The sequence below is a fragment of the Thalassococcus profundi genome, from assembly GCF_003344785.1.
Classification (GTDB): domain Bacteria; phylum Pseudomonadota; class Alphaproteobacteria; order Rhodobacterales; family Rhodobacteraceae; genus Puniceibacterium; species Puniceibacterium profundi.
Map to the genome: position 1 here is coordinate 558669 of NZ_QPMK01000003.1, position 25380 is coordinate 584048.

Annotated in this window: 27 protein-coding genes, 1 tRNA gene and 3 pseudogenes; 22 read left to right on the forward strand and 9 right to left on the reverse strand. The window is 65.2% G+C overall.

Going from position 1 to position 25380, the window contains the following annotated elements; all coding sequences use genetic code 11:
• Positions 1–80: 80 nt before the first annotated feature.
• Entirely contained in the window at positions 81–3371 is a 3291-nt protein-coding gene (locus DU478_RS06925; RefSeq protein ID WP_114510192.1) for a YhdP family protein, read from the forward strand.
• A gap of 8 nt (positions 3372–3379) precedes the next feature.
• On the forward strand, positions 3380–4429 hold the full coding sequence (gene queA / locus DU478_RS06930) for a tRNA preQ1(34) S-adenosylmethionine ribosyltransferase-isomerase QueA (protein ID WP_114510193.1): 1050 nt from the start codon (positions 3380–3382) through the stop codon (positions 4427–4429).
• 3 nt (positions 4430–4432) lie between these two features.
• On the opposite strand, the gene DU478_RS06935 is transcribed toward queA, so the two are convergent.
• From DU478_RS06935 to DU478_RS06945, 3 genes are all read right to left on the reverse strand, one after another.
• Positions 4433–4687: a hypothetical protein gene (locus DU478_RS06935; RefSeq protein ID WP_114510194.1), complete on the reverse strand. Its 255-nt coding sequence runs from the start codon at positions 4685–4687 to the stop codon at positions 4433–4435.
• An 89-nt stretch (positions 4688–4776) separates the two neighbouring features.
• On the reverse strand, positions 4777–6078 hold the full coding sequence (locus DU478_RS06940) for a TadG family pilus assembly protein (RefSeq protein WP_158545753.1): 1302 nt from the start codon (positions 6076–6078) through the stop codon (positions 4777–4779).
• On the reverse strand, positions 6078–6488 hold the full coding sequence (locus tag DU478_RS06945) for a TadE/TadG family type IV pilus assembly protein (protein WP_114510196.1): 411 nt from the start codon (positions 6486–6488) through the stop codon (positions 6078–6080). The genes DU478_RS06940 and DU478_RS06945 overlap by 1 nt, the downstream gene beginning before the upstream one ends.
• Before the next feature lie 832 nt (positions 6489–7320).
• Between DU478_RS06945 and DU478_RS06950 the strand changes: the two genes are divergently transcribed.
• The 3 genes from DU478_RS06950 to lpdA all read left to right on the forward strand — a co-directional run bounded on the left by DU478_RS06950 (position 7321) and on the right by lpdA (position 10753).
• Positions 7321–8589: an MFS transporter gene (locus DU478_RS06950; RefSeq protein ID WP_114510197.1), complete on the forward strand. Its 1269-nt coding sequence runs from the start codon at positions 7321–7323 to the stop codon at positions 8587–8589.
• A gap of 120 nt (positions 8590–8709) precedes the next feature.
• Complete coding sequence (locus DU478_RS06955; protein WP_114510198.1) at positions 8710–9282, forward strand: DUF924 family protein; 573 nt, start codon at positions 8710–8712, stop codon at positions 9280–9282.
• A 79-nt stretch (positions 9283–9361) separates the two neighbouring features.
• Complete coding sequence (gene lpdA, locus DU478_RS06960) at positions 9362–10753, forward strand: dihydrolipoyl dehydrogenase (RefSeq protein ID WP_114510199.1); 1392 nt, start codon at positions 9362–9364, stop codon at positions 10751–10753.
• A 200-nt stretch (positions 10754–10953) separates the two neighbouring features.
• Here lpdA and DU478_RS06965 read toward each other — a convergent pair whose 3' ends face one another.
• Positions 10954–11184, reverse strand: a complete 231-nt coding sequence (locus DU478_RS06965) for a hypothetical protein (RefSeq protein ID WP_114510200.1) — start codon at positions 11182–11184, stop codon at positions 10954–10956.
• Between the two features lie 19 nt (positions 11185–11203).
• A complete protein-coding gene (locus DU478_RS06970) occupies positions 11204–11857 on the reverse strand; it encodes an alpha/beta hydrolase (RefSeq protein WP_114510201.1) in 654 nt (217 codons plus the stop codon).
• Between the two features lie 165 nt (positions 11858–12022).
• Between DU478_RS06970 and iscR the strand changes: the two genes are divergently transcribed.
• From iscR to DU478_RS07035, 13 genes are all read left to right on the forward strand, one after another.
• The gene (gene iscR / locus DU478_RS06975; protein WP_114510257.1) at positions 12023–12499 is read left to right on the forward strand and encodes a Fe-S cluster assembly transcriptional regulator IscR; all 477 of its coding nucleotides are present in this window, start codon (positions 12023–12025) and stop codon (positions 12497–12499) included.
• 76 nt (positions 12500–12575) lie between these two features.
• Positions 12576–13619 carry a cysteine desulfurase family protein gene (locus tag DU478_RS06980; protein WP_114510202.1) on the forward strand — a complete coding sequence of 348 codons (1044 nt, stop codon included), beginning with the start codon at positions 12576–12578 and terminating at the stop codon, positions 13617–13619.
• Positions 13620–13642: 23 nt separating this feature from the next.
• Complete coding sequence (gene sufB / locus DU478_RS06985; RefSeq protein ID WP_114510203.1) at positions 13643–15187, forward strand: Fe-S cluster assembly protein SufB; 1545 nt, start codon at positions 13643–13645, stop codon at positions 15185–15187.
• A gap of 28 nt (positions 15188–15215) precedes the next feature.
• Complete coding sequence (locus tag DU478_RS22860) at positions 15216–15392, forward strand: hypothetical protein (RefSeq protein WP_158545754.1); 177 nt, start codon at positions 15216–15218, stop codon at positions 15390–15392.
• Entirely contained in the window at positions 15392–16084 is a 693-nt protein-coding gene (locus DU478_RS06995; RefSeq protein ID WP_114510205.1) for an FkbM family methyltransferase, read from the forward strand. Before DU478_RS22860 ends, DU478_RS06995 begins: the two co-directional genes overlap by 1 nt.
• Positions 16078–16278, forward strand: a complete 201-nt coding sequence (locus DU478_RS07000) for a hypothetical protein (protein ID WP_114510206.1) — start codon at positions 16078–16080, stop codon at positions 16276–16278. Before DU478_RS06995 ends, DU478_RS07000 begins: the two co-directional genes overlap by 7 nt.
• Positions 16275–16592, forward strand: a complete 318-nt coding sequence (locus DU478_RS07005) for a heavy metal-binding domain-containing protein (protein ID WP_114510207.1) — start codon at positions 16275–16277, stop codon at positions 16590–16592. Before DU478_RS07000 ends, DU478_RS07005 begins: the two co-directional genes overlap by 4 nt.
• Positions 16589–17191 (forward strand): hypothetical protein, encoded by a 603-nt coding sequence (locus DU478_RS07010; RefSeq protein ID WP_233501143.1) that lies wholly within the window; start codon positions 16589–16591, stop codon positions 17189–17191. The genes DU478_RS07005 and DU478_RS07010 overlap by 4 nt, the downstream gene beginning before the upstream one ends.
• A 34-nt stretch (positions 17192–17225) precedes the next feature.
• Entirely contained in the window at positions 17226–17981 is a 756-nt protein-coding gene (gene sufC, locus DU478_RS07015; RefSeq protein ID WP_114510208.1) for a Fe-S cluster assembly ATPase SufC, read from the forward strand.
• Positions 17981–19261: a Fe-S cluster assembly protein SufD gene (gene sufD / locus DU478_RS07020; protein ID WP_114510209.1), complete on the forward strand. Its 1281-nt coding sequence runs from the start codon at positions 17981–17983 to the stop codon at positions 19259–19261. Before sufC ends, sufD begins: the two co-directional genes overlap by 1 nt.
• Positions 19262–19265: 4 nt before the next feature.
• A complete protein-coding gene (locus tag DU478_RS07025; RefSeq protein WP_114510210.1) occupies positions 19266–19754 on the forward strand; it encodes a YIP1 family protein in 489 nt (162 codons plus the stop codon).
• A complete protein-coding gene (locus tag DU478_RS07030; RefSeq protein ID WP_114510211.1) occupies positions 19751–20341 on the forward strand; it encodes a YIP1 family protein in 591 nt (196 codons plus the stop codon). Before DU478_RS07025 ends, DU478_RS07030 begins: the two co-directional genes overlap by 4 nt.
• On the forward strand, positions 20334–21554 hold the full coding sequence (locus DU478_RS07035; protein WP_114510212.1) for a cysteine desulfurase: 1221 nt from the start codon (positions 20334–20336) through the stop codon (positions 21552–21554). Before DU478_RS07030 ends, DU478_RS07035 begins: the two co-directional genes overlap by 8 nt.
• 16 nt (positions 21555–21570) lie before the next feature.
• Here DU478_RS07035 and DU478_RS07040 read toward each other — a convergent pair whose 3' ends face one another.
• Positions 21571–23055, reverse strand: a complete 1485-nt coding sequence (locus DU478_RS07040; protein WP_114510213.1) for a fused MFS/spermidine synthase — start codon at positions 23053–23055, stop codon at positions 21571–21573.
• A gap of 276 nt (positions 23056–23331) precedes the next feature.
• On the opposite strand from DU478_RS07040, the gene DU478_RS07045 reads away from it, so the two are divergent.
• A tRNA-Arg gene (locus tag DU478_RS07045) sits at positions 23332–23408 on the forward strand.
• A 184-nt stretch (positions 23409–23592) separates the two neighbouring features.
• Positions 23593–23892: a hypothetical protein gene (locus tag DU478_RS07050; RefSeq protein ID WP_114510214.1), complete on the forward strand. Its 300-nt coding sequence runs from the start codon at positions 23593–23595 to the stop codon at positions 23890–23892.
• Between the two features lie 9 nt (positions 23893–23901).
• Here DU478_RS07050 and DU478_RS23695 read toward each other — a convergent pair.
• Positions 23902–24369, reverse strand: a pseudogene (locus DU478_RS23695) (zinc ribbon domain-containing protein); the annotation flags it as partial.
• A 189-nt stretch (positions 24370–24558) separates the two neighbouring features.
• On the opposite strand from DU478_RS23695, the gene DU478_RS23100 reads away from it, so the two are divergent.
• Together DU478_RS23100 and DU478_RS23290 are read left to right on the forward strand one after the other, a co-directional pair.
• Positions 24559–24798, forward strand: a complete 240-nt coding sequence (locus DU478_RS23100) for a zincin-like metallopeptidase domain-containing protein (RefSeq protein WP_233501144.1) — start codon at positions 24559–24561, stop codon at positions 24796–24798.
• Positions 24701–25114: a hypothetical protein gene (locus DU478_RS23290; RefSeq protein WP_233501147.1), complete on the forward strand. Its 414-nt coding sequence runs from the start codon at positions 24701–24703 to the stop codon at positions 25112–25114. The genes DU478_RS23100 and DU478_RS23290 overlap by 98 nt, the downstream gene beginning before the upstream one ends.
• Positions 25115–25123: 9 nt before the next feature.
• Here the strand turns inward: DU478_RS23290 and DU478_RS23295 are convergent.
• Positions 25124–25210, reverse strand: a pseudogene (locus DU478_RS23295) (hypothetical protein); the annotation flags it as partial.
• 64 nt (positions 25211–25274) lie between these two features.
• Positions 25275–25380 (reverse strand): annotated as a pseudogene (locus DU478_RS07070) (IS5/IS1182 family transposase); the annotation flags it as partial.

The window sequence follows — 25380 nt, forward strand, 5'->3', positions numbered from 1 at the left end:
GCGCTCCGTAATGCATTTTTTCCCGTATCGGTTCATAGTAGAACCGAGGCCAAGAATAAAACGAAGAGGCAGCCCGTCCAGTGACCGACCCTGAAAGCCGTGCCCCCATCGCGCCGCCGCGCCGCAGGCGCCGGGCGGGGCTTTGGGTTCTGCTGTGCTTCGTGCTGGTGGTGTCGGGCCTGGGGGTCGGCGTCTGGGCCGCGGTCGGCAAACCGCTGAGCGCGCCCGAGTGGCTGCGCGACAGGATCGCGGACCGGCTGGCGGCAGCGGTACCGGACCTGGCGGTCACCTTCGGAGAGCTTGGCGTGGTGGTGCAACCCGGCGGCAACGCGCGCATCCGTCTGGGCGAGGTCGATGTCGCCACCCCGGCCGGGGCGCCGGTCGCATCGCTGGAAAGCGTTGAGGTGGCGTTGTCCCTGGGCGCGCTGCTGCGCGGGCAGTTATCGCTGCGTGACGCACGGGTGGCCGGGGTGTTCCTGTCGATGCAGCGCGATGCCGACGGCCGGCTCGGGCTGGCGCTGGGGCAGGCCTTCGATCCGACGCGCGAACGCCCGGACGTGCCGACGCTGGTGGCGGGGCTCGACCGGTTGCTCACCGATCCGCGGCTTGCGGGTCTGCGCCGGATCGAGGCCGAGGCGGTCACTTTGCGCTACGACGACGACCGCGCGCGGCGTGGCTGGACAGCCGATGGCGGACAACTGCGGCTGGTGCGCGACGGGGCCACGCTGCGCTTTGACGGGACGCTGTCGGTGTTGGGCGGCGGCGGATCGGTGGCGTCGCTGGCGGTCAATGCCGAAAGCCCGATCGGCCAGTCCTGGGTCGAGTTCGGTTTGAACCTGTCCGACCTGCCTTCGGGCGATATCGCGACGCAAAGCCCGGGCCTGTCGTGGCTGCGCGCGCTCCGGGCGCCGATCTCGGGTGCGCTGCGCGGGCGGCTCGACGCGGGTGGTGGGCTGGGTCCGCTGAACGCGACGCTTCAGATCGGCGCTGGCGTGCTGCAACCCAACCTGCGCACCAAGCCGATCCCGTTCCGCGGCGCGCGCACCTATTTCACCTACGACCCGGCGCAGGATCAGCTGCGCTTTGCCGAGATTTCGGTGGACAGCGAGCTGGGGGCCGCCAGCGCCGAGGGCCGTGCCACGATTCAGAACGACGATGGCGGCTGGCCCGAGGCGTTGCTGGGGCAGTTCACCCTGTCCGGCCTCACCGCCGATCCGGGCGGATTTCTGGCCCGCGACATCGACCTCGCCCGCGCCGAGATGGATTTTCGCCTGGAACTGGCGCCGTTCCGGCTGACGCTGGGCCGGCTGCGGATCGACGACCCCAGCCTGCCGGTGCACCTGAGCGGCGCGTTCACCGCCGGAGAGGCGGGCTGGCAGGTGGCGCTCGACGGTTCGGTCGCCCGCGCCGCGCCGGACCAGATTGCGGCCTACTGGCCGCCCACGTTGTCGCCGCGGACGCGCGACTGGTTCACCCGCAACGTGCTGGGCGGAGAGGCGCGCGACGTGCAGATGGCCCTGCGCGCCGAGGAGGGCGCGCGCCCGTCGCTCTATCTCGATTTCGGGTTCCGGGACGCGCGGCTGCGCTACGCGCGGACCCTGCCGGAGGTGACAGGCGGCGCGGGACAGTTCACCCTGATCGACAACCGTCTGTCGGTGATGGTCGACGCAGGGATCGTGACCCCGCCCGAGGGTGGCGCGCTTGACATCGCGGGGTCGAGTTTTGCCATCCCCGACACCCGCCAGAAGCCCGCCACCGGAGAGCTTGCCCTGCGCGCCGCGGGGCCTGTCACCGCGGCCCTGTCCTTTCTCGACCAGGAACCGCTGGAGATCCTCACCAAGGCCGGGCGTCCGGTGGACCTTGCCGAGGGGCGCGCCGAGGTCTCGGGCCGGCTGACCCTGCCGCTTCGCAAGGGGATACGCCTGCCGGACATGGACTTTGCCTTCGCCGGCCGGCTGCTGGACGTCTCCAGCGACACCGTCGTGCCGGGCCGCCGCCTTGCGGGCGAGAATCTGACGCTTTCGGTGACGCCGTCGCAGCTGCAGATATCGGGCCCGGTGGATTTCTCCGGCGTGCCGGTGAGCGGCAGCTGGACCCTCCCGCTGGGACAGCCGGGCGCGGGCAGCCGGGTCGACGGCACCGTGACGCTGAGCGCGCAGAGCCTTGCCGCGTTGGGGATCGCCCTGCCGCCGGGCCTGGTGTCGGGCAGCGGGCCGGCGGAGCTGACACTCGATCTGGCACGCGGGCAGGCGCCGCGCTTTGCGCTTGGCTCCGACCTTGCCGGGCTGGGTTTGTCGCTGCCGCAGATCGGCTGGCAGCTCTCCCGCGGCGCCACCGGCCGGCTCGCCGTCTCGGGCCAACTGGGGACCAACCCGCGGATCGAGGCGCTGTCGCTGAACGCGGGCGGTCTTGTCACCAGTGGCCGGGTCGACCTGGCACCCGGCGGGCGGCTGGAGCGGATCGTGCTGGACCGGGTGCGCCTGAACGGCTGGCTCGACGCGCCGGTGGTGTTGACCGGGCGCGGCCCCGGACAGGCTCCGGCGGTGGCGGTGAACGGTGGCAGCGTCGATCTGCGGCGCGCGCCCTTTGGCACAGGCGGTGGCGGCGGCGGCGGCAACGGGACCACCGTGACCGTGGCGCTGGACCGCCTGCAGCTGTCGGATGGCATCGTCCTGCGCAACCTGCGCGGCAGGTTCGACACCCGCGGCGGGCTGCGCGGCGACTTTACCGGCAACATGACGCCCAAGGCGCCGATCCGCGGGCAGGTGCTGCCGCAGAACGGCCGCACCGCCCTGCGTCTGGCCGCCGACGAAGCCGGCCGCGTGCTCGACGCGGCGGGGCTCTTGCGCAACGTGCAGGGCGGGCGGCTGACGCTGAATCTGGTGCCCGTCGCTGGCGCACCCGGGCACTACGACGGCGCGCTGCGCGTACTGGAGCCGCGGCTGCGCGACGCACCCGCCATCGCGTCGCTGCTCGACGCGGTCAGCATCGTCGGGCTGATCGACCAGCTCGAAGGGCCGGGCATCTATTTTTCCGAGGTCGACGCGCGCTTCCGGCTGACACCCAGCCAGGTAATCCTGCAACGCTCCAGCGCGACGGGGCCGTCGATGGGAATCTCGATGGACGGCTATTTCAACCTCGGCACCCGGCAGCTGGACATGCAGGGGGTGGTGTCGCCGATCTACGTGCTCAACTCCATCGGCAGTTTCCTGACGCGCAAGGGCGAAGGCCTGATCGGCTTCAACTTCACCCTCGGCGGCCCGGCGTCGCGCCCGAGGGTTGCGGTCAATCCGCTTTCGGTGTTCACCCCCGGCATGTTCCGCGAGATCTTCCGCCGCCCGCCGCCGGGAAGCGCCCAACCCAGCCAATAGGCCCGCCGATGAAGCTGTCCGATTTCGACTTCGACCTGCCCGAGCGGCTGATCGCCACGCGTCCCGCACGGCCGCGCTCTTCGGCGCGGCTGCTGGTGGCGCAGGGCGACCGCATCGCCGACGCGGTGGTGCGCGACCTCGGCGACTGGCTGCGCCCCGGCGACCGCCTGGTGCTGAACGACACCAAGGTGATCCCAGCGCGGCTGAGCGGTCTGCGCCGCCGCGACGGAGCCGAAGGCCCGACCGAGGCGCGGATCGAGGTCACGCTGCTGGAGCCGCAGGCGGACGGCAGCTGGTCCGCGCTGGTCAAGCCGCTGAAGAAGGTGCGTGACGGCGAAGAGATCACGTTTTCCAGCGACTTGGCGGCGGTTCTTGAGACCCGCGACGACGGCCGCGCACGGCTGCGCTTCAACCTCGCGGGGGACGATTTCGACGCGGCGCTGGCCAAGGCGGGCGCGATGCCGCTGCCGCCCTATATCGCCGCCAAGCGCCCCGCCGACGCTCGCGATCACGAGGATTACCAGACGGTCTGGGCCCGGAATGCCGGCGCCGTCGCCGCGCCCACGGCGTCGCTGCATTTCGACACCGACCTGCTGGACCGGCTCGCGGCGCAGGGCATCGGCTTCACCCATGTGACGCTGCACGTCGGCGCGGGGACCTTTCTGCCGGTGAAAGTCGAGGATGTGACCGCGCACCGGATGCATGCGGAATGGGGCGAAGTGTCCGCAACCGCCGCCGCCGAAATCGCCGCCACCAAGGCCGCCGGTCACCGGGTGATCCCCGTGGGCACCACCGCGCTGCGCCTGATCGAAACGGCGGCGCGCGACACCGGGGCGATCGCGCCATGGGAGGGCGAGACCGACATCTTTATCTACCCGGGGTTCGACTTCCGGGTGACCGACGCACTGATGACCAACTTCCACCTGCCGAAATCGACGCTGATGATGCTGGTCTCGGCGCTGATGGGACAGCAGCGCGTGCGCGATATCTACGCCCATGCCATCGCACGGGAGTACCGGTTCTTTTCCTACGGAGACGCCTCGCTGCTGATCCCCTGAGGATCAGACGGAGGGTTTCACCTTCTTGTACTTGGCTTCCAGCACCTTGAAATTGGCGTTGCCACCCGGGCCTTTCTCGACCGTGACCCACTTGCCGCCGTTCGGGTTCTTGGCCTGAACGGTGCAGCCGGAATTGCGGCATTTGATGCGCAGTTCGGTGCCGTCGCTGTATTTCCATTTCGCATCGCCGGCGAGGGCGGGTGCGGTTGTGGTGCCGAGCGCGAGGGCCGCGGCGAGAATCATTTTGGGAAAAGTCATTGGATATCTCCTGAACCAACGCGAAAATCTTAGGTCCAAGCCGGCGACGCTGTCTACAGAAATGGGCTCAGAGCCAGCGTCCGTCCGGTCTATCGCAGAACCACCGTGTCCGATTGCAGCATCGTGCGGGCGTTGAGGCAGATCGGCAGCAGCTCGAGCTGGGTCGTGATTTCGGAGATCTCGCTCACCATGGGGTTCACGATTCCGCCCAGCACGCCGAGCGTCTCGCCGAGTACGTCGCCGGTTTGCGCCACGGTTTTGTCGAGATACGCGCCCAGCGGCGTATCGGTGGACACAAGGGCCGGGATGTTGGCCATGGCCGCCGCATCTACGAAGAGCACGATACGCACCCCGTCTCCGGGCGCGCAGGGCGGGGAGCCGGTCAGGATCGCATCGGGCCGCAGCGACACCTCGTCCAGATCGTGCAATAGCGAAGTGAGGTTCGACACCACCAGCGATGCCTCGAGCCGGACCTCGCCGTCGAACCGCACGGGACATTCGGAAAAGATCGCGGCGTTTTGCAGCACGAAGCCTTCACCCAGGCGCAGCACCTCGTTATCTTCGCAATCCACGTAGAAGCTGCCGTTGCTCATCACCTGGATGTCGTCCAGGTCGTCGAGCTTTAGGTTCCGTGTCGCGGTTTCCGCAGCGCGACGCAGGTCGGACTTTCGCAGCGAGGGCGGACCGCCGAACAGGTTGACCCGGTCGAGGCTCAGCCCCTGCGCGAGGATGTCGTTGATCAGCCGGTCAGTGGCACCGTTCTTCCAGATCGGCTTGGCCCCATAATCGATCTCGGCTTCGGCCATCAGGCAAACGCCCAGATAAACGTTCTTGGACGATACGTCGACGCGGGTCTGCAGCGACAGGAGCGGATCGGGGCATTCCAGCTCGGGCCGGGTCCGGATTTCTGCCACGGCGCGGCCCCGGATGTTCCACGGATCGTAGCCGAAGAGCTTGACGAAGAGCAGGGGTTCGGCGGTGCGGAACCGGTCCTCGCGGTTCAGAGTGACCCGCACCGCGGTGGCGCTCCGCTCCGGGGCGTGGTCGCTCAGCGGCACGAAAGCTCGGGTCACCGGATTCAAATGCCCCAGGTCGAAGCTTTCCTCGTTCCAGGCATTCGCGATATCGGCCTGGTCCAAGCTCGCCCTGGCGACGCGGTAGGCCACGGATATCGGAGTCTCATTGCGCACCGGTTCCGAGGCACGGATCGCCGCGCTGATCGCTGCAGCTTCTGCCGAGGATTGCAGGATCTCGGACACCCGCCAAGCGTTGGCGATGTCGACGGCACCACCACCCAGCAGCAGACAGATGACGGTAATAAACAGGCTGGCCAAGGTGCCGGTGCCGCCTTCGTCGCTGGCGTGACGGCGAAGTGATTCAAAACGGCGCATCATTCCGGCTCCCTAAGCATGTGGACGCGGGCCGTCATCGTCCCCACCACGTAGCGGCCCAGCACCGGGGTCAGCGCCACCTTCGTGGCGTCGAGTCTCACGACAACTGCGACCTCGTCCTTCAGTGTCGTGATCGTCACCGAGTAGGGTGTGTCGTCGAAGAACAGCGCGTCGCGCAGGTGTTCTTCGGCCGCATCGGGTGTGACGCGATGGATCGACACCGCCCGCGCCGTGTTGCGCGCCGCGTTCCACATGCTGGCGTTGGACACCATCAGGTAGGAGAAATCGATGATCAGCAGCAGCATCACCAGAAGGAAAGGCGTCCAAATGGCAAACTCCGCCGAATAGGAGCCGGATTCACTTCTGCAAAAACCGACAGCACCGGTACGCAAGCGACACATGTTCACCATTGGATTCCCTTTCGCCGAAACCGTGTTGTCAAGGTCATTTTTTGGGTTTCTTGAATTTAATTGTGAACTTAATTGTGTCGGAAGTTGGGCGCGAATGGCGTGATTGGGGCTTACTGGTTAATAAATAGTTAATGCGTTCAGGTAAGTCACGTAATTATAGGCGCTTAATCTTATCAATGATAATTCATTTTCAGAGAAATCTGGTTCTGAGAAAAATTGACGCCCTGCCCATTGTGAGCGCATTGTTAGTAAGGCTTTCATGTCTGTTCCCCCACGCCAGGCAACGGCGGAAAAGTTCTTTTCGGGCCCACGATCGGTGGTTTCGGTCCATGGTTGCGATCGAATTTTTCGGGGAAAGTATTTACTGCCATATACTTGGCGAAATTCTGGCGAAGTTGGCGCGCTAGGTGACGTCGGGATGAATCGGGGCAAGGTGATTTATCATGGAAACGAAGACCTGCAATTTCTGACAGGAGACAAAAACTTTTCAGCTCACTGCCGAAGTTTTTCTGAACCAATTCATTAATTTATTCCCGGAAAGTGATTAATTGGAAATTCATGTCTAGACCTGTAATTATTGGCAGATGAAATGCATCATCCGCCACCGTTGGGATCAGGTGACCCGGCATCGCGGTCACTTGCGCCGAACCTGACCTTCCTGCGCCAGAACGTCGCAGTCAGGCACGCCGATCCGGCTTGCCGCTGCCGTGACCCCATGGGAAGGGGCCCAAAAAGGGCGTCGGGTGTCGCAATCGAACGCGATGCTTTAACGTTCAGCCGGTAGCTGGGACCGAAAACCGCTATCCGGACGCGGGCAGAAAAGGAAAGACCGATGTTCGAGGTTCTGAAAAGCTCTTGGGCGCTCTTGCTGGGCATGCTGATGCTGATGCTGGGCAACGGTCTGCAAAGCTCTCTGCTGGGTGTGCGCGGCGGCGAAGCGGGCTTTTCCGCGTTCCAGCTTTCCGTGGTGATGTCCTCCTATTTCGCCGGTTTCCTGCTTGCCTCGCGCATGACGCCCGAGCTCATTCGCCGGGTCGGCCACGTGCGCGTCTTCGCCGCCCTCGGCTCGTTCATCTCGGCGGTGCTGATCCTCTACCCGGCGTTTCCGAACCCGATCGTCTGGGCCATCGGGCGCGTCATCATCGGGTTCTGCTTCTGCGGCGTCTACGTGACCGCGGAATCCTGGCTCAACAACTCGGCCAGCAACGAAAATCGCGGCCAGGCGCTGTCGCTCTACATGATCGTGCAGATGGTCGGCATCATCGCGGCACAGGCCATGCTGCTGATCCCGGACACGTCGGGCTTTTTCCTCTTCGTGCTCGGGTCGGTGCTCGTGTCGGTTGCCTTCGCGCCGATCCTGCTGTCGATCAGCCCGACCCCGGCTTTCGAGACCACCAAGCGGATGAGCCTGGCGCAACTCTTCCGGACCTCGCCGCTGGGCTGCGTGGGCATGTTCCTGCTGGGCGGCGTCTACGCGGCGCAGTTCGGCATGTCGGCGGTCTACGGCACCGCCGCGGGGCTGAGCCTGCAGCAGATCTCGATGTTCGTCGCGGCCTTCTACGTGGGCGCGCTGGTGCTGCAGTATCCGCTCGGCTTCCTTTCGGACCGCATGGACCGCCGCCGGCTCATCACCATCGTGGCGTTCCTGGGCGGGGCCTCGGCGGTCTTTGCCGTGGCCTTTTCGGCGAATTTCGTCGTGCTGCTTGTGTCGGCGTTCCTGATCGGCGGCATGGCCAACCCGCTTTATTCGCTGCTCATCGCCTATACCAACGACTTTCTCGGACACGAGGACATGGCCAGCGCCTCTGCGGGGATGCTCTTCATCAACGGGCTGGGCGCCATCACCGGGCCGCTGATCATCGGCTGGGTCATGGACACCGTCGGGCCGCAGGGCTTCTTCATCCTGATCGCGGTGCTGCTGCTGCTGCTCACCGCCTACGGCCTCTGGCGGATGACCCGGCGGCCCGCGCCGACCGTCGACGAGACCGGCAGGTTCGCCCCGATCAGCCAGGCCAGCTCTCCGGTCTTCATGGAAGTGGCCCAGGAATACGCCATCGAAGCGGCGGAATCCGCCGATCAGCCCAAAGACACGGCGGCGTGAATGGAACCGCGCGGAAAACGCGCATATGTCGATTTGACACCAAATGTTACTGGAGAAATGACGGTGGGTTTCGTTAATTTTTTACAAACATATGCTGGCGATGTGAGAGGAGACACGTCCATGCCCGGACCCGAGGATATTCTGAGCTTCTGGCTCGACGAGGTCGGTCCCTCGGACTGGTATACCTCGGACCCGGCGCTCGACGCCCGGATCCGCGACCGGTTCGAAGCCACCTGGCACGGTGCGATGGAGGGGCGCTACGCGCTCTGGCTCACCTATCCCAGCGGCGCGCTGGCCTATATCATCCTGGTCGACCAGTTCTCCCGAAACATGTTCCGCGGCGAGGCGCGCAGCTTTTCCTCGGACGCGGTGGCGCTCGCGGCGGCCAAGCAGGCCATCGCCCGCGGCTGGGACCTCAGGATCGACCCGCCGGCGCGGCAATTCTTCTACCTGCCGCTGATGCATTCGGAAAACCTCTGCGACCAGGACCGCTGCGTACGGCTGATGAACGAACGGCTGAGCGGCACCGACAACCTGCTGCACGCCAAGGCGCATCGCGAGGAAATCCGCCTTTTCGGCCGCTTTCCGGCCCGCAACACGGCGCTCGACCGGCGCAGCACCGGTCCCGAGATCGCCTATGTGGAAAACGGCGGCTACGGCAAGACCCTGCGCGCCCTGCAGGAACCGGCCTGATCCCGGGTCAGCCGGCTGATATTGCTGCCTTCCCGGCGATGGTCTAGCGTCGACCAGACCGACCGGGGAGGGGCAGGGCATGGCATCCGAAAATTTCGACATGATCGTGATCGGCGCGGGGCCGGGCGGCTATGTCGCCGCCATTCGCGGCGCGCAGCTTGGGCTCAGGGTCGCCGTGGTCGAACGCGAGCACCTGGGCGGCATCTGCCTCAACTGGGGCTGCATTCCCACCAAGGCGATGCTGCGCTCTGCCGAGGTCTTTCACCTCATGCAGCGGGCCGGCGACTTTGGCCTGCGCGCCGGGGACATCAGCTTTGACCTCGACCGCGTGGTGGCGCGGTCGCGCGACGTGGCGGGCCAGCTGACCGCCGGTGTGGGCCATCTGCTGAAGAAGAACAAGATTACCGTCGTCATGGGCACCGCACATCTGCCCGAACCGGGCCGGGTTTCGGTGCGCGGCGACGCTGGCACGCGCGACCTTGCCGCGCCGGACATCGTGCTCGCCACCGGCGCCCGCGCCCGGTCGCTGCCGGGGCTGGAGCCGGACGGCGACCTGATCTGGAGCTACAAGCACGCGCTGCGCCCGACCCGGATGCCCAAGGATCTGCTGGTCGTGGGCTCGGGTGCCATCGGCATCGAATTCGCCAGCTTCTTCAACACGCTGGGCGCGAAAACGACGGTGGTCGAGGTCATGGACCGCATCCTGCCGGTCGAGGATGAAGAGATCAGCACCCTGGCTCGCAAGGCGTTCGAAAAGCAGGGCATGACGGTGCTGGAAAGTACGCGGGTCACGCTGTCGCGGAACGGCGGAAAGATGACGGCGGAGTTCGAGAAGGATGGCAAGTCGACGAGCGGCACCTTCGATACGGTGATCTCTGCCGTGGGCATCGTCGGCAATGTCGAGGATCTGGGGCTTGAAGACCTCGGCGTCCGGGTCGAAAAGACCCACGTGGTCACAGACGCGCAGGGCCGCACAGGCGTGCCCGGCCTCTACGCCATCGGCGATGTCGCGGGCGCCCCCTGGCTGGCGCACAAGGCCAGCCACGAAGGCGTCATGGTCGCCGAGCTGATCGCCGGCGGCGCGCCGCACGCGGTCGATCCCGGCAGCATCGCGGGCTGCACCTACTGCCATCCGCAGATCGCCAGCGTCGGTCTGACCGAGGCACAGGCCCGCGCCGCCGGGCACGAGATAAGGGTCGGGCGGTTTCCCTTCATCGGCAATGGCAAGGCCATCGCGCTCGGCGAACCCGAGGGGCTGATCAAGACCGTTTTCGACGCGACGACCGGCGCGCTGCTGGGCGCCCACATGATCGGGGCGGAGGTGACAGAGCTGATCCAAGGATACGTGGTGGGCCGCCAGCTCGAAACCACCGAAGCGGAGCTGATGCAGACGGTCTTTCCGCATCCCACCCTGTCCGAGATGATGCATGAATCGGTGTTGCACGCCTGGGGCCGCGCGATCCATTTCTGACACGACCGCGTCCCGCGGACGGCCCGAGGTCCGTGACTGCAGAGCCGCCCAGGATCGAACGCGCCACGCCCGCTCCGATCCCGGCTTCATCTTGCCGATAAACTCCAGAGAGCACGAGAGACAGCGTCTCTCGTATCGCGCAGCGATTCTGACCAGTTTCGCCGGACTTCGAAACTGACGCACCTGTCTGAGAACCCTTGCTAGTCGTTCAGATCCCTGGCCTGACCGTCCAGCCGCTTGCGGATGAAGGCGCGCGCGCGACGTTCGGCCATGCGCACGCGGATCGAGGTCAGGAACGCCTCTTCCAGCGTCGTCGAGGAGGCGGCCAGTTCCTTGGCCACTTCCATGTAGAACCGGTCGTCGCCCAATTCCTTCATGGCCTTGAAGGTGTCTTCGGCCAGTTTGTCCGCGAGCTCGTTGACGAACGACATCGGTGCGATCCTTTCCGCTTCAGCGGCTTTGTTCGGTCAGCCGGCGTTTGACGTAGTCGGTCACGGTGCCGATCATCGGCTCCATGTAGGGCTCTTCGAAGAAATGCCCCGACCCGTCGATCTGCTCGTGGGTGATGGTGATGCCCTTCTGTTCCTTGAGCTTGCCCACCAGCGCGCGGGTGTCCGCGGGCGGAGCCACGCGGTCGTTGCTGCCGTTGAGGATCAGGCCCGAGGACGGGCAGGGGGCCAGGAAGGAAAAGTCGTACATGTTGGCCGGCGGGCTGACCGAGACGAAGCCGGTGATCTCGGGCCGCCGCATCAAAAGCTGCATGCCGATCCAGGCGCCGAAGGAAAAGCCCGCCACCCAGCAATGCTTGGAGTTGTTGTTCATCGACTGCAGGTAGTCGAGCGCCGAAGCCGCATCCGACAGCTCGCCGACGCCCTGATCGTATTCTCCCTGGCTGCGGCCGACGCCGCGGAAATTGAACCGCAGCACGGTGAAGCCCATGTTGTAGAAGGCATAGTGCAGGTTGTAGACGACCTTGTTGTTCATCGTCCCGCCGAATTGCGGATGCGGGTGCAGGACGATGGCGATCGGGGCATCGCGGTCTTTCTGCGGATGGTAGCGGCCTTCCAGACGGCCTTCGGGTCCGGGAAAAATCACCTCGGGCATAAACGGGCGGACTCCTTGCCGGTGCATGTCGCCAATTCTTGACGAATTCGCTTGGGCACCTTAGAACGGTTCTAATTCCGGATCGCTCCGGCTGCGCATCCGTGGCAGATAAGCGCAGAAGTCGACGAGGTCAATCGGTCGTGACGCGGCCGGCGGGGGTGTGTGGTGAAGCTGAGTACCAAGGGACGATACGCGATGGTGGCGCTGGTGGACATCGCGCTGCAGCCTGCGGGCGATCTCGTGACGCTGGGCGACATCGCGCGGCGGCAGGACGTGTCGCTGCCCTATCTCGAACAGCTGTTCGTCAAGCTGCGCCGCGCCAAGCTGGTCGCGTCGGTGCGCGGTCCGGGCGGCGGCTACCGCCTGGCGCGGCCCGCGAGCGACATCAAGGTGGTGGATATCCTCGCCGCGGTGGACGAGACGGTGGACGCCATGCACAAGGGCGCCGGTGCCTCGGGTGCGCTGTCGGGAAGCCGCGCGCAGTCGCTGTCGAACCGGCTGTGGGAGGGCTTGAGCGCCCATGTCTACGTCTTCCTGCACCAGACGCGGCTGTCGGACGTGGTGGGCAACGACCTCGCGCCCTGTCCGGCGGTGCCGAATCTCTTCCCGGTGGTCGACGATCCGCTGGAGGCCGAGGCATGAAGATCGCTGCGCGATACGAGAGACGCTGTCTCTCGTGCTCTCTGGAGTTTATCGGCAAGATGAAGGAGCGACATCGGTGAGCCGGGTCTACCTTGATCATAACGCCACGATGCCCTTGAGGGTCGAGGCGCGGGCGGCGATGATCGCGGCAATGGACCAGGTGGGCAATCCGTCCTCCGTGCATGGCGAGGGCCGCGCAGCCAAGGCGCTGGTGGAGCGGGCGCGGGCGCAGGTCGCCGCGGCCTTTGGCGCCGATGGGGCGGACGTGGTGTTCGTGTCGGGCGCGACCGAAGCGGCGGCGTTGGCCTGTGCCGGGCAGGACCTGTCGGGCGCCGGCATCGAGCACGACGCGGTGGCGGCCTGGGTAACGGCGGATCTGCCGGTATCGGCCGACGGGCTGGTCGAGGTCAGCGATCCCGGGCGGTCGGTGTTGCAGGCCGCGAATTCCGAAACCGGCGTGGTGCAGGATTTGCCGCCGGGCCTGTGGGCCGTGGATGCGACGCAGGCATTCGGGCGTCTGCCGGTGGCCTTCAACTGGATGGGGTGCCGCATGGCCTTCGTGTCGGCGCACAAGCTGGGCGGGCCCAAGGGCGTGGGCGCGCTGGTGATGCGGCGCGGCACCGACATCCCGGCGCAGATCAGGGGCGGCGGACAGGAGATGGGCCGCCGTTCGGGCACCGAGAACGTGATCGGCATCGCCGGGTTCGGCGCCGCGGCCGAGGCGGCGGCGCGCGATCTGGACGACGGCATCTGGGCGCGGGTCGAAAAACTTAGAAACATTCTAGAATCCGCTCTTGAGGCTGGGGCGAAAGAGACTATTTTCGTTGGGAAATCGGGCAGTCGTCTGCCCAACACCTCATGCCTGATCACGCCCGGCTGGAAGGGCGAGACGCAGGTGATGCAGATGGATCTTGCCGGCTTTGCGATCAGCGCGGGCAGCGCCTGCTCCAGCGGCAAGGTGCGTGCCAGCCGGGTGCTGCAGGCCATGGGCCACGACGAGATCGCCGCCAGCAGCGCCATCCGCGTCAGTCTGGGGCCGGAGACGACAGAGAGCGACGTGTTGCGTTTTGCCGAAACCTGGCTGAGACAGCACGCGAAATTCCGCGCGCGCGCCGCGTGACAGAACATCAAGAGGGGGCCGAGATGGCAGCTTTGGACAACGTCAAGGACCAGCCGAACGTCAAGGAAGGCGTCGATCAGGATACGGTGGACAAGGTCCAGCAGGTCGGCGGCAAGTACAAGTACGGCTGGAACACCGACATCGAGATGGACTATGCGCCGAAGGGCCTGACGCCCGACATCGTGCGGCTGATCTCGGAAAAGAACGAAGAGCCGGAGTGGATGACGGAATGGCGGCTGGCGGCCTACGAGCGCTGGCTGCAGAAGGAAGAGCCCGACTGGGCCATGGTCGATTATCCGCAGATCGATTTCCAGGACCAGTACTACTATGCCCGTCCCAAGAGCATGGCGGAAAAGCCCAAGTCGCTGGACGACGTCGATCCGAAACTGCTCGAGACCTACAAGAAGCTCGGCATTCCGCTGAAGGAGCAGATGGTCCTGGCCGGGGTCGAAGGCGCCGGAGAGACGCCCGCCGAGGGCAAGGAAGAGCGCAAGGTCGCGGTCGATGCGGTCTTCGATTCCGTCTCTGTCGGCACGACCTTCCAGAAGGAACTTGAGAAGGCCGGCGTGATCTTCTGCTCGATCTCCGAGGCGATCCGCGAACATCCGGAACTGGTGAAGAAATACCTCGGCAGCGTCGTGCCGGTGAGCGACAACTTCTACGCGACGCTCAATTCGGCGGTCTTTTCGGACGGGTCGTTCGTCTACATCCCGCCGGGCGTGCGCTGCCCGATGGAGCTGTCGACCTATTTCCGCATCAATGCCGAGAATACCGGCCAGTTCGAACGCACGCTGATCATCGCCGACAAGGGGTCCTACGTCAGCTACCTCGAAGGCTGCACCGCGCCGCAGCGCGACACCAGCCAGCTGCACGCGGCGGTGGTCGAGATCATCGTCGAGGAAGACGCGGAGGTGAAATATTCCACGGTGCAGAACTGGTATCCCGGCGACGAGAACGGCAAGGGCGGCATCTACAACTTCGTCACCAAGCGCGCCGATTGCCGCGGCGACCGGGCCAAGGTGATGTGGACGCAGGTGGAAACAGGCTCTGCCGTGACCTGGAAGTATCCCAGCTGCATCCTGCGCGGCGACGACAGCCAGGGCGAGTTCTACTCGATCGCCATCACCAACAACCACCAGCAGGCCGATACCGGCACCAAGATGATCCACCTGGGCAAGCGCACCAAGTCGCGCATCGTCTCCAAGGGGATCAGCGCGGGGGTGGCGCAGAACACCTATCGCGGCCTGGTGTCGATGCATCCCAAGGCCAAGGACAGCCGCAACTACACCCAGTGCGACAGCCTGCTCATCGGCGACAAATGCGGGGCGCACACGGTGCCCTACATCGAGGTCAAGAACAACTCGAGCCGGGTGGAGCACGAGGCCACGACCTCCAAGGTCGACGACGACCAGATGTTCTACTGCCGCCAGCGCGGCATGGACGAGGAGGAAGCGGTGGCGCTGATCGTCAACGGCTTTGCCAAGGAAGTGCTGCAGGCGCTGCCGATGGAGTTTGCCATGGAGGCGCAGGCGCTGGTCGCGATCTCTCTCGAAGGGTCGGTCGGCTAAGCGCCGCGCGCGGCCTTTGGGGGATGCCATGGGAAAGCTCTTGCTGCTTCCGGCGCTGCTGACCGGCGTGTTCTGCGCCGGTTTCGCCGTGGTCGTGGACTTCGTGCTGGGCATGAAGGGGTTGGCGACCGTGGTCGGCATCTCCTTTGTGTCGGGCTTTCTTGGCAACTGCTTTGCGCAGATCGTGCTGGGGCGCGGCAAGTGATGGACACGGTCGCGGCGCATATCGACGGCTTCGATCTGACCTTTCACCTCAACGCGGAAGGTTGCCCGATCCAGGGTCGTCACCGGGTCGGCAAGTTCTACGAACGCGCCGATCTGGACCGGCTGGCGCGGTACATGAAGCCCGGAGCCTATGTGATCGATGTGGGGGCCAATATCGGCAATCACGCGATCTATTTCGCGACCCTTATGGGTGCGTCGCGCGTGGTTGCGATAGAACCCAATCCCAGGGCGATCGAGGCGCTGAGGGCGAATATCTCGGTCAACGGACTGGGCGGCATTGTCGATCTTTCGGCGCTTGGTATCGGCTTGTCGGACCGGACCGAGGGCGGATTTGGCATCGCCGAGCGCGGCCGGAACCTTGGTGCGGCGCAGATGCAGGCGGGCGCGGGCGACATCGCCGTGCACCGCGGCGACGACCTCTTTGCCGGAGAGCGGCCGGACCTGATCAAGATCGACGCGGAAGGTATGGAGATGAAAGTGCTTTCCGGCTTCGAGGCGGTGATCTCGGACGCGCGTCCGGCGCTTTTCGTCGAGGTCGATAGCGGCAACGACACGGCATTCCGGCACTGGTGCGCGGATCTGGGATATGCGGTCACCTTCGAGGCGCGCCACCAGGCCGCCAACGTGAATTACTTTGTGCAGAGCGCAAGCGCCGAGGGGGCCGCATGCTAGGGTATCTGGTGGTCAAATCCGCCGGTGCGGGGCTGGGCGTATTCCTGGGCTCGCTGATCGGCCTCGGGATTCGCAAGCGGGGCGGCAAGACCGAGGGGTTGATCGCGGGATCGGTGCTGCTCACCTCTCTGGTGGCGGGGCTGCTGGGGCTTTCCGTCATGATGCTGGTCACTTACCTGGGGATGGGAACATGATCCTGACGACGACGAACACCATCGAAGGCCGCCGGATCACCGCCTACAAGGGCATCGTCGTGGGCGAGGCGATCATGGGCGCGAATGTCGTGCGCGATTTCTTTGCCGGGATCACCGACATCATCGGCGGACGCTCGGGCGCCTACGAATCCAAGATGCAGGATGCCCGCGACACCGCCATGCGCGAGGTCGAACAGCGCGCCGCGGCGATGGGCGCAAATGCCGTCGTGGGCGTCGACATCGACTACGAGGTGGTGGGCGATTCGATGCTTATGGTGTCCGTCTCCGGTACGGCGGTGGTGTTGGACGGATGACCACCGACACCCGCATCGACCGTCCGGAGCTGACCATGCCCGAGGCCGAGGCGACGATTCTGCGCGAGCACTACGCACGCGCGCAGGTCATTCTCGAATATGGCACCGGCGGGTCCACGGCGCTGGCGTCGGAACTGCCGGGCAAGACCGTTTTCGCGGTCGAGTCGGACAAGGACTGGGCGCTGATGATGCGGGCGTGGCTGGAGCAGAACCCGCCGGCGCCGGGCACCGAGGTCGACGTGATCTGGTCCGACGTGGGCGCCACGAAGGAATGGGGCCGCCCGGTCGACGACAGCGAATGGCGGCGCTATCCGCGCTATCCGTTGCAGGTCTGGGGCCTGCCGGAGTTCCGGCACCCGGACGTGGTGCTGGTCGACGGGCGGTTCCGCGAGGGCTGTGCGCTGGCGGCCTGTTTCCTGGCGCAAAAACCCATCACGCTGCTCTTCGACGACTACGCCGGGCGGCAGCAGTATCACCATGTCGAGGAATTCCTCGGCACGCCCGAACTGACCGGCCGCATGGCGCGGTTCGACATCACCCCGCAGCCGATACCGCCGTCGCGGCTGCTGCGGATCATGCAATTGACCGTGCGGCCCTGAGAGGCCCGCGCAGACGACAGGAAAAGGAAGAAACATGCTTGAGATCAAGAACCTGCACGTGAAACTTGAAGAAGAGGACAAGCAGATCCTCAAGGGCGTCGACCTCACCGTCGAGGCGGGCAAGGTGCACGCGATCATGGGGCCGAACGGGTCGGGCAAGTCGACCCTGTCCTATGTCCTATCGGGTCGCGAGGGCTATGAGGTGACGGACGGCGAGGCGACGCTGCTGGGTGAGGACATCCTCGACATGGATCCCGAAGAGCGCGCGGCGGCTGGCCTCTTCCTGGCCTTCCAGTACCCGGTCGAGATCCCGGGCGTCGGCAACATGACCTTCCTGCGCACCGCCGTGAACGCGCAGCGCAAGGCGCGGGGAGAAGAGGAAATGTCCTCGACCGAGTTCCTCAAGGTGATCCGCGAGCGCGCGAAAGAGCTGAAGATCGACGCCGACATGCTCAAGCGTCCGGTGAACGTCGGGTTCTCGGGCGGCGAGAAGAAGCGCAACGAGATCCTGCAGATGGCGATGCTCGAGCCCAAGATGTGCATCCTCGACGAAACGGATTCGGGTCTGGACGTGGATGCCATGAAACTGGTGGCCGACGGCGTGAATGCCCTGCGCTCCGAGGGCCGCGGGTTCCTCGTCATCACCCACTACCAGCGTCTGCTGGATCACATCGTGCCGGACGTCGTGCACATCATGTCCGACGGCCGCATCGTGAAGACCGGCGGGCCGGAACTGGCGCTCGAGGTCGAAAAGAACGGCTATACCGATATCGTCGAGGAGGTGGCGTAATGGCATTGCCGCAGGCGAAACAGACCGAAACCGAAGCGCGGCTCGCAATGCTTGACCTGCCTGCTGGCGGCTGGACCGAAGCGGCGCGGCGCGATGCGCTGGCGCGGGTACAGGCCATGGGCCTGCCCGGACGGCGCGACGAGTACTGGAAGTTCACCAACCCGGCGACGCTGACCCAGGCCGAGGCGCCGCGCGCGGCCGTCTTCGATACGCAGGAAACCCAGATTTTCGAAGCGATCGACCGGCTGAAGATCGTCTTTGTGGACGGTGTCTTCGACGCCGAAGCCTCCGACGACCTGAGCCTCGAGGGCATCAGCATCGAACGTCTGGCCGAAAGCAAGGCGGACATCCACTGGGCCAAGGACTTGTATGGCACGCTGGAAACCAACGGCCAGACCCCGGTGCAGCGCCCGCTCGCGGCGCTCAACACCGCTTTTGCGACCGACGGCATCCTGCTGCATGTCACCGGCACGCCGTCAAAGCCGATCAACCTGATGTATTACCACGAGGACGAAAGCTCGGACGCGATCCTGCATCACGTGATCAAGGTCGATCCCGGGGCCGAGGTCACGATCCTCGAGAACGGTCCCGCCGCCGCACGCTTCAACGAGGTGATGGAGGTCGACGTGGCCGACACCGCCCGGTTCCACCACGTGCGCGCGCAGGGCCGCGACCATGAACGCCGCGCCGCCACGCATATCTTCGCGCGGCTGGGCACGGAGTCGGCGTTCAAGAGCTTCACGCTGACCGCAAACGGCGTGATGACGCGCAACGAATGCATTATCGAACTGACCGGCGACGATGCCATCGCGCACGTGGCGGGTGCATGCGTCGGGGACGGCGATTTCCACCACGACGACACGGTGTTCATCACTCATGATGCGGTGAATTGCGAAAGCCGGCAGGTGTTCAAGAAGGTGCTGCGCAACGGTGCGACCGGCGTCTTCCAGGGCAAGATCCTGGTCAAGGCCGGCGCGCAGAAAACCGACGGCTACCAGATCAGCCAGAGCCTGCTGCTGGACGGGGACAGCCAGTTCCTCGCCAAGCCCGAGCTTGAAATCTACGCCGACGACGTCGCCTGCTCGCACGGTTCGACCTCGGGCGCCATCGACGAAGAGGCGCTGTTCTACCTGCGCTCGCGCGGGGTGCCGCATTCCGATGCCACCAACCTGCTGACGCTGGCCTTCCTCGCCGAAGCGGTGGAAGAGATCGAGGACGAGACGCTGTCGGCCCAGGTGGTCGAGAAGATCTCGGCCTGGCTGCTGCGGCGGAGCGCCTGACGCCTTGCCGGTGACGCGCGATATCGCGGCCACCTACCGGGGGCCGGGGGCGGTCATGCGCCGCCTTCTGGCCGCCGGCCCCCGCGAGGACCGTGCGCTGGCGATCCTGATGGGGGCCTGCCTGCTGGTGTTTATCGCGCAGTGGCCCGCGATCTCGCGCCGCGCGCATCTCGAAGAGCTGGAGCTCAACGCGCTGCTGGCCGGGGCGCTCTTCGGCTGGCTCTTCATCGCGCCGTTGGGCCTCTATCTGCTTGCTGCGCTGTCGCACCTGGTGGCCAAGCTTTTCGGCGGGAAGGGCGGCTGGTACGGCGCGCGGCTGGCCTTGTTCTGGAGCCTCCTGGCCTCGACTCCGCTCATTCTCCTGAACGGACTGGTGGCCGGGTTCATCGGCAAGGGGGCCGCGCTCAGCATCATCGGGCTGGCGTGGTTCGGCGTGTTCCTGTGGTTCTGGCTGTCCAGCCTCAAGGTAGCCGAGCAGGGGGACCGCGCGTGACATTCGCCGGTTTCCTTCGGCTGGCCTGGCAGACGGTTCTGGCCCCGCGCGACGTGGCGCGCCTGCTGCTGTCGCTGCGACTGGGCCACGAGGCTCTGCTGCTGGCGCTGGCACTGGTGCTGGTGCTCAACACGCTGATCTTCACCGTCTCGGTACAGGTCTCGCCGCCAGACCCGGCGCTGACGTCGCTGCTGGGCAACCCGGTGATCTTCATGCTGCTGATGGGCGGCACGCTGGGGGTCACGGCGATCGCCATCACCTGGACCGGCCGCGCCTTGGGCGGCGTCGCGCGGATCGAGGATATCGGCCTGCTGTTGATCTGGCTGCAGGCGCTGCGGATGCTGGTGCAGCTTGCCGTCGTGGCGCTCGCGCTGGTCAACGAAAGCCTCGCCGGGCTGCTGGTGGTCGGTGCGGCGGTGCTGGGGGTCTGGATCCTGGTGCAGTTCATCGACGAGGCGCACGGTTTTGCCGCACTGGGCAAGGCGGCGCTGGTGCTATTATTGGGAGTGACGGGGCTGGTTCTGGGCCTCTCCTTCTTCCTGACCCTGATCGGGGCCACGACTATGGGACTGAATACGAATGTTTGACGTGCACGACATCCGCCGCGACTTTCCGATCCTCGCACGCGAGGTCAATGGCAAGCCGCTGGTCTACCTCGACAACGGCGCCTCGGCGCAGAAGCCGCAGGTGGTGATCGATGCCGTCACCCGCGCCTATGCCGAGGAATACGCCAACGTCCACCGCGGGCTGCATTACCTCAGCAACCTCGCGACCGAGAAATACGAGGGCGTGCGCGGCACTGTTGCGAAGTTTCTAGGGGCAAAGGACGAAGAGGAGATCGTGCTCAATTCCGGCACCACCGAGGGCATCAACCTCGTGGCCTACGGCTGGGCCATGCCGCGGATGGAAGCGGGAGACGAAATTGTGCTGTCGGTGATGGAGCATCACGCCAACATCGTGCCATGGCATTTCCTGCGCGAACGGCAGGGGGTGAAACTGACCTGGATCGACGTGGACAGCACCGGCGCGTTGGACCCGCAGAAGGTCATCGACGCGATCACGCCGCGCACCAAGCTGGTGGCGATCACCCATCTGTCAAACGTTTTGGGCACCGTCGTGGACGTCAAGGCGATCTGCGCCGCCGCCCACGCCAAGGGCGTGCCGGTGCTGGTCGACGGCAGCCAGGCCGCGGTCCACATGCCGGTCGACGTACGCGATATCGGCTGCGATTTCTACGCCGTGACCGGCCACAAGCTTTACGGTCCTTCGGGGTCGGGGGCGATCTACATCAAGCGCGACCGCATGGACGAGATGCGCCCCTTCATCGGCGGTGGCGACATGATCAAGGAGGTCCACAAGGACGAGGTGATCTGGAACGACCCGCCAATGAAGTTCGAGGCCGGCACCCCCGGCATCGTCCAGACCATCGGGCTGGGCGTGGCGCTCGACTACATGATGGGGCTGGGGATGGATAACATCGCCGCCCACGAACGCGACCTCACCGCCTATGCCCGCGAGCGTCTGGACGGTCTCAACTGGCTGCAGGTGCAGGGCACGACACCCGACAAGGCGGCAATCTTTTCCTTCACGCTGAACGGCGCGGCCCATGCGCATGACATCTCGACCATCCTCGACAAGAAGGGCGTCGCGGTGCGCGCCGGCCAGCATTGCACCGGCCCGCTGATGGATCACCTGGGCCTGACGGCGACCTGCCGCGCCTCCTTCGGCGTCTACAACACCCGCGAAGAGGTCGATGTGCTGATCGAGGCGCTGGAACTGGCGCACGAGCTTTTCGGCTGATCCGGCGGCGCGGGGTTCAGTCCCGCGCGCCCACCAGCCGGTCGATCGGGGCGTAATCGTCGCTGAGCACGAGGCCCCGCGCCGCCATCTGATCGACAAAGGCGGGACCCAGGGCGGCAAATTCCGTGCGGTCCGGCGAGGGCACGGCAAAGCGGCTGACCTCCGTCTCTGCCGCGCCGGCGGCGATGACCATGACCACCCGTTCGCCGGGCTGCGGTGCGCGCGCTTCGGACCAGACCTCGACCGAGGGAAAGACCGTGCGCAGCGTCGCCACCAGGCTGCCGACCGCGCGCAGGCTGTCGGCATAGTCGATGACGTTCATCAGGTAGCTGCCCTCGGGCGTGAGACGCGTCGCCACCAGCTCGAAGAACTCCCGTGTGACCAGATGCTGCGGCACCGCGGTATCGGTGAAGGCATCGCCGACGATGACGTCGAATCTGCGTGTCTCGGCGCGCAGCGCCACGCGTGCGTCGGCATGCAGCACCCGCGCGGTGCCCGGGTCGAACCAGAAGGACCCGGCAGCGGTGGCGGTCACGGCCGGGTCGATCTCGGCCACCGTGATGTCGGTCAGGCCGCGCGCGGCAAAGGCGCGGGGCAGGGCGTAGTTGCCGCCGCCGATGAAGAAGGAGGAAAAGGCCGGGTCGGGCGCGCGCAGCCGCGCCAGCGCGTCCAGCATGGCGGCATGGTCCGTGAACATCACCTCCGGCAGGTCGCGGGCCGAGATGCCGTGCACCAGATGGTCGATCACCATGGCGCGGACGGGTTTCCCGGGGTCGCTCGCCACGTCCCGCACGGCGATGCAGAAATAGCGGCTCTCTACCGTGCAGGGAGAGGGCGCAGCCAGCCCCTGCGCGCCCAGCACCGCGCAGAGGGTCAGAGACGCGGTGCTGGCCCATCGGCCCGCGCGACCTTGCCAGAGGCAGAGCCCCGCCGCCGCGATGTAGACTCCCGTGACCACGGCCAGCGTCGCCGCACTGCCGAGCCATGAGATGAACACGAACCCGGCCAGCAGCGTGCCAAAGATGGCGCCCATGGCGCCCGCGGCGAACATCGCCCCGAGCGCGCGGCCCTGCGGCGTGGCACCGGCCAGGGCGGCGGCGGTCAGCACCGGCGCCGGCACTCCGGCAAAGAACGACGGCAGGAAGAACGCCGCCAGCGTCAGCCCGGTGATGCCCCAGACCGGATCCGGCGCCAGGCCCAGCAGCGGCCCGGCGCTGAAACGCAGCGCCTGCGCTGCCAGAGCCGTGGTGAGGGCCGCGCCGACCAGTGCCCAGCCGGTGGCGCGCAGCGCGCGGGGCAGCGTCCGTTCGGCCAGCACGCCGCCCCACCAGTGCCCGGCGGAGAACCCCGCCAGCACCACCGCGATCACCGCGGTCCAGGTATAGAGCGACATGCCCACGTAAGGCGCCAGCATCCGCCCCGCGACGATCTCGACCACCAGCGACGCCGCCGACACCGCGGCCTGCACGGCAACCAGAAGCCAGAGGGGAATGAGGGGCATGACGGGATCCTGATATCGGGCCTGCGGCGCGATCATGCCGCACCAGGGGGCCGGCGCAAGCGGATTTGCGATTGCGGCGCTCCGGCGTTTGTCCTAAGAGACAGACGCAGGCACCCGTAGCTCAGCTGGATAGAGCGCTGCCCTCCGAAGGCTGGTGTCAAGGGTCCGTTGTGTGAAAGTGAGTGAAAATAAACGTTTTGGATCAGTGGCTTGCGGGGCTGTCGATCTTTGCTTTAATCCCGCAGAAATTTGAAGTAAGCACTGCGTAAGCAGTTTGCACCCATAGCTCAGCTGGATAGAGTGTCGCCCTCCGAAGGCGAAGGTCGTAGGTTCGAATCCTACTGGGTGCGCCATCTCTAAATTTCCGCTGCAAATATCCCCTAACGCCTTGAACGGTAAGGATATTTCTGGTGTTCGAAAACCGTTTTCACGGTCATATGCCAGTTGGTCCGCAAATGCCAGTTTCAGCACCGTTTGACAGTACTCAATCTGAACATTTTCCCATATTTTCCAAGGGTTTGCGAGAAATTCCATCGAGTGTTCGAACGTATCCTCGTAGGTGGCCAGTGGTTTGCCGCATTTTTCGATTTTCTCGCGCATGACCATGCGATCCGTTTCGAGGTCTCCGATGCGTTTCTCATAGGCACGAATGACGGATTCGCTGTCCGCTTCAACAAGCCGATCCATGAGTTGAGCGATCTTGCGCTCGATCTGCGAAAGCTCGGCCTTCATCGACTTCCCTTGGTCTTTCATGGCTTTCGCGCGTTGCTCCCACAGGTCTTTAAACAGTGCAGAGGCAAGCTCGAAAAGCTCTTCTGTCGGGCGCAGCGCCTTTAAGAGCGCTTCAAATTCTTGCTCGACCACCTCACGGCGGATCGACTTGCCCTTGGCTGTGCAATCCTTCTGACGACACAGGTAGTAGGGATAATGCGCGGCCTTACCCTTCGACCAGTTCGCCGTTAGCGGGGTGCCGCAGCAGCCGCACAGAACGAATCCCCGCAGTGGGAAATCTTCACTGATGTCCTTGCGTGCAGGAACGCGTGCGATGCCGTTCAATCGGTTCTGGATCGTCTGAAAAGCTTCGAGGCTGAGCGTCTGCTCACCGTTTTTCTGGCGTTGGTGCTGTGACACGCTGGCCAGCAGGTTTTCGATAAGCAGGCTGTCGCTATCTTCGCCAAACTCCAGCGAAGGAGATTCCAAGATGCCACCGGCCTTGCTGAGCGCTGCCCGCAATTCGAGGTGTGCCTGCATCCCTGACCAGGGAGGGAGCTGCCACGCTGCCCTTCCTTGGAACCATCCCATCCCCCCGCTCATTGGCGCGGGCCTAGTCCGGTTGCATGCGCAACCGACTACCCGAGGAAAGGGGAAAGCCAATGAAAACCGATATTTATGAAAGAGTGACCAACAAGATCATTGCCGATCTGGAGCAAGGCGAACTGACTTGTCGGCGCGGATATCCGCCATGGCGGAAATAGCGCCCATTATGCGGGTGGCAGCGATCATGTGCAGATGCCGATCTTTGAGAGCTTCCGCAGCCCCGAGGCCTACTACGCCACACTTGCCCATGAACTGACCCACTGGCTGTCATGGTTTCGGCATCGATCCGGCTCCACACCGCATGGCAATGCCGCCGGCCTTCTTTTTCATGAAAGACGACGACGCGCGGTTGCTCGACTGGTCGACCGGCAACTACAAGCAGTCCCATCGTACGGATCGCTGTTCCACGACCCCCTCGCACGATAGCCTTGCCGCGAAGCTTATCCGTTTTCATCACGATGCGGGTCTTCCCGGCGATGATGTCCTTCATCAGGTTGTACATGTCCGGCTTGGTGATGTCGCGGACGCGCCGGGTGCCGAGGAGGGGGGTGATGTGGCGGCGGATACAGCCCACATCGATCTCGATCGTCGACGCCTTCTTGGGGCGACCGCCTTTACCCATGATCAGGCCGGCCTCCATATCCTCGATGTATTGCTCGCAGATCTGCTTGACCGTCAGCGCCTTGCGGTCTTCGTCGCGCTCTTCGGCCGGGTCGTTTCCCCGGGCGACGTTCCCGAGTAGGGCCTTCGCCTCCCGCCGCGCCGTCTCGGCCGTCCAGACGCCGTGAAGGCCGATCGTGTAGCGGCGGGACCGACCCCGCGCGCGGTACTGGACGATGTAGCTGCGCTTGCCGGACGGACAGGTACTTGCGCAGGCTCACTCGAACGCATGGCGTTCGCCTGCTCACGTCGATCATCACGGTCTTCTTCTCGCCGTGCTCGGCAACCAGTCCCGCCATCATCTTCGCGAAGATGCCCTTGTCGCTCCACCGCTTCCAACGATTGTAG

Excerpts from the sequence above, each read along its gene's own strand:
- queA (WP_114510193.1), top strand. The coding sequence starts at position 3,380 with ATGAAGCTGTCCGATTTCGACTTCGACCTGCCCGAGCGGCTGATCGCC.
- DU478_RS06935 (WP_114510194.1), bottom strand. The coding sequence starts at position 4,687 with ATGACTTTTCCCAAAATGATTCTCGCCGCGGCCCTCGCGCTCGGCACC.
- DU478_RS06940 (WP_158545753.1), bottom strand. The coding sequence starts at position 6,078 with ATGCGCCGTTTTGAATCACTTCGCCGTCACGCCAGCGACGAAGGCGGC.
- DU478_RS06945 (WP_114510196.1), bottom strand. The coding sequence starts at position 6,488 with ATGGTGAACATGTGTCGCTTGCGTACCGGTGCTGTCGGTTTTTGCAGA.
- DU478_RS06950 (WP_114510197.1), top strand. The coding sequence starts at position 7,321 with ATGTTCGAGGTTCTGAAAAGCTCTTGGGCGCTCTTGCTGGGCATGCTG.
- DU478_RS06955 (WP_114510198.1), top strand. The coding sequence starts at position 8,710 with ATGCCCGGACCCGAGGATATTCTGAGCTTCTGGCTCGACGAGGTCGGT.
- lpdA (WP_114510199.1), top strand. The coding sequence starts at position 9,362 with ATGGCATCCGAAAATTTCGACATGATCGTGATCGGCGCGGGGCCGGGC.
- DU478_RS06965 (WP_114510200.1), bottom strand. The coding sequence starts at position 11,184 with ATGTCGTTCGTCAACGAGCTCGCGGACAAACTGGCCGAAGACACCTTC.
- DU478_RS06970 (WP_114510201.1), bottom strand. The coding sequence starts at position 11,857 with ATGCCCGAGGTGATTTTTCCCGGACCCGAAGGCCGTCTGGAAGGCCGC.
- sufB (WP_114510203.1), top strand. The coding sequence starts at position 13,643 with ATGGCAGCTTTGGACAACGTCAAGGACCAGCCGAACGTCAAGGAAGGC.
- DU478_RS22860 (WP_158545754.1), top strand. The coding sequence starts at position 15,216 with ATGGGAAAGCTCTTGCTGCTTCCGGCGCTGCTGACCGGCGTGTTCTGC.
- DU478_RS06995 (WP_114510205.1), top strand. The coding sequence starts at position 15,392 with ATGGACACGGTCGCGGCGCATATCGACGGCTTCGATCTGACCTTTCAC.
- DU478_RS07000 (WP_114510206.1), top strand. The coding sequence starts at position 16,078 with ATGCTAGGGTATCTGGTGGTCAAATCCGCCGGTGCGGGGCTGGGCGTA.
- DU478_RS07005 (WP_114510207.1), top strand. The coding sequence starts at position 16,275 with ATGATCCTGACGACGACGAACACCATCGAAGGCCGCCGGATCACCGCC.
- DU478_RS07010 (WP_233501143.1), top strand. The coding sequence starts at position 16,589 with ATGACCACCGACACCCGCATCGACCGTCCGGAGCTGACCATGCCCGAG.
- sufC (WP_114510208.1), top strand. The coding sequence starts at position 17,226 with ATGCTTGAGATCAAGAACCTGCACGTGAAACTTGAAGAAGAGGACAAG.
- sufD (WP_114510209.1), top strand. The coding sequence starts at position 17,981 with ATGGCATTGCCGCAGGCGAAACAGACCGAAACCGAAGCGCGGCTCGCA.
- DU478_RS07035 (WP_114510212.1), top strand. The coding sequence starts at position 20,334 with ATGTTTGACGTGCACGACATCCGCCGCGACTTTCCGATCCTCGCACGC.
- DU478_RS07040 (WP_114510213.1), bottom strand. The coding sequence starts at position 23,055 with ATGCCCCTCATTCCCCTCTGGCTTCTGGTTGCCGTGCAGGCCGCGGTG.
- DU478_RS23290 (WP_233501147.1), top strand. The coding sequence starts at position 24,701 with ATGAAAGACGACGACGCGCGGTTGCTCGACTGGTCGACCGGCAACTAC.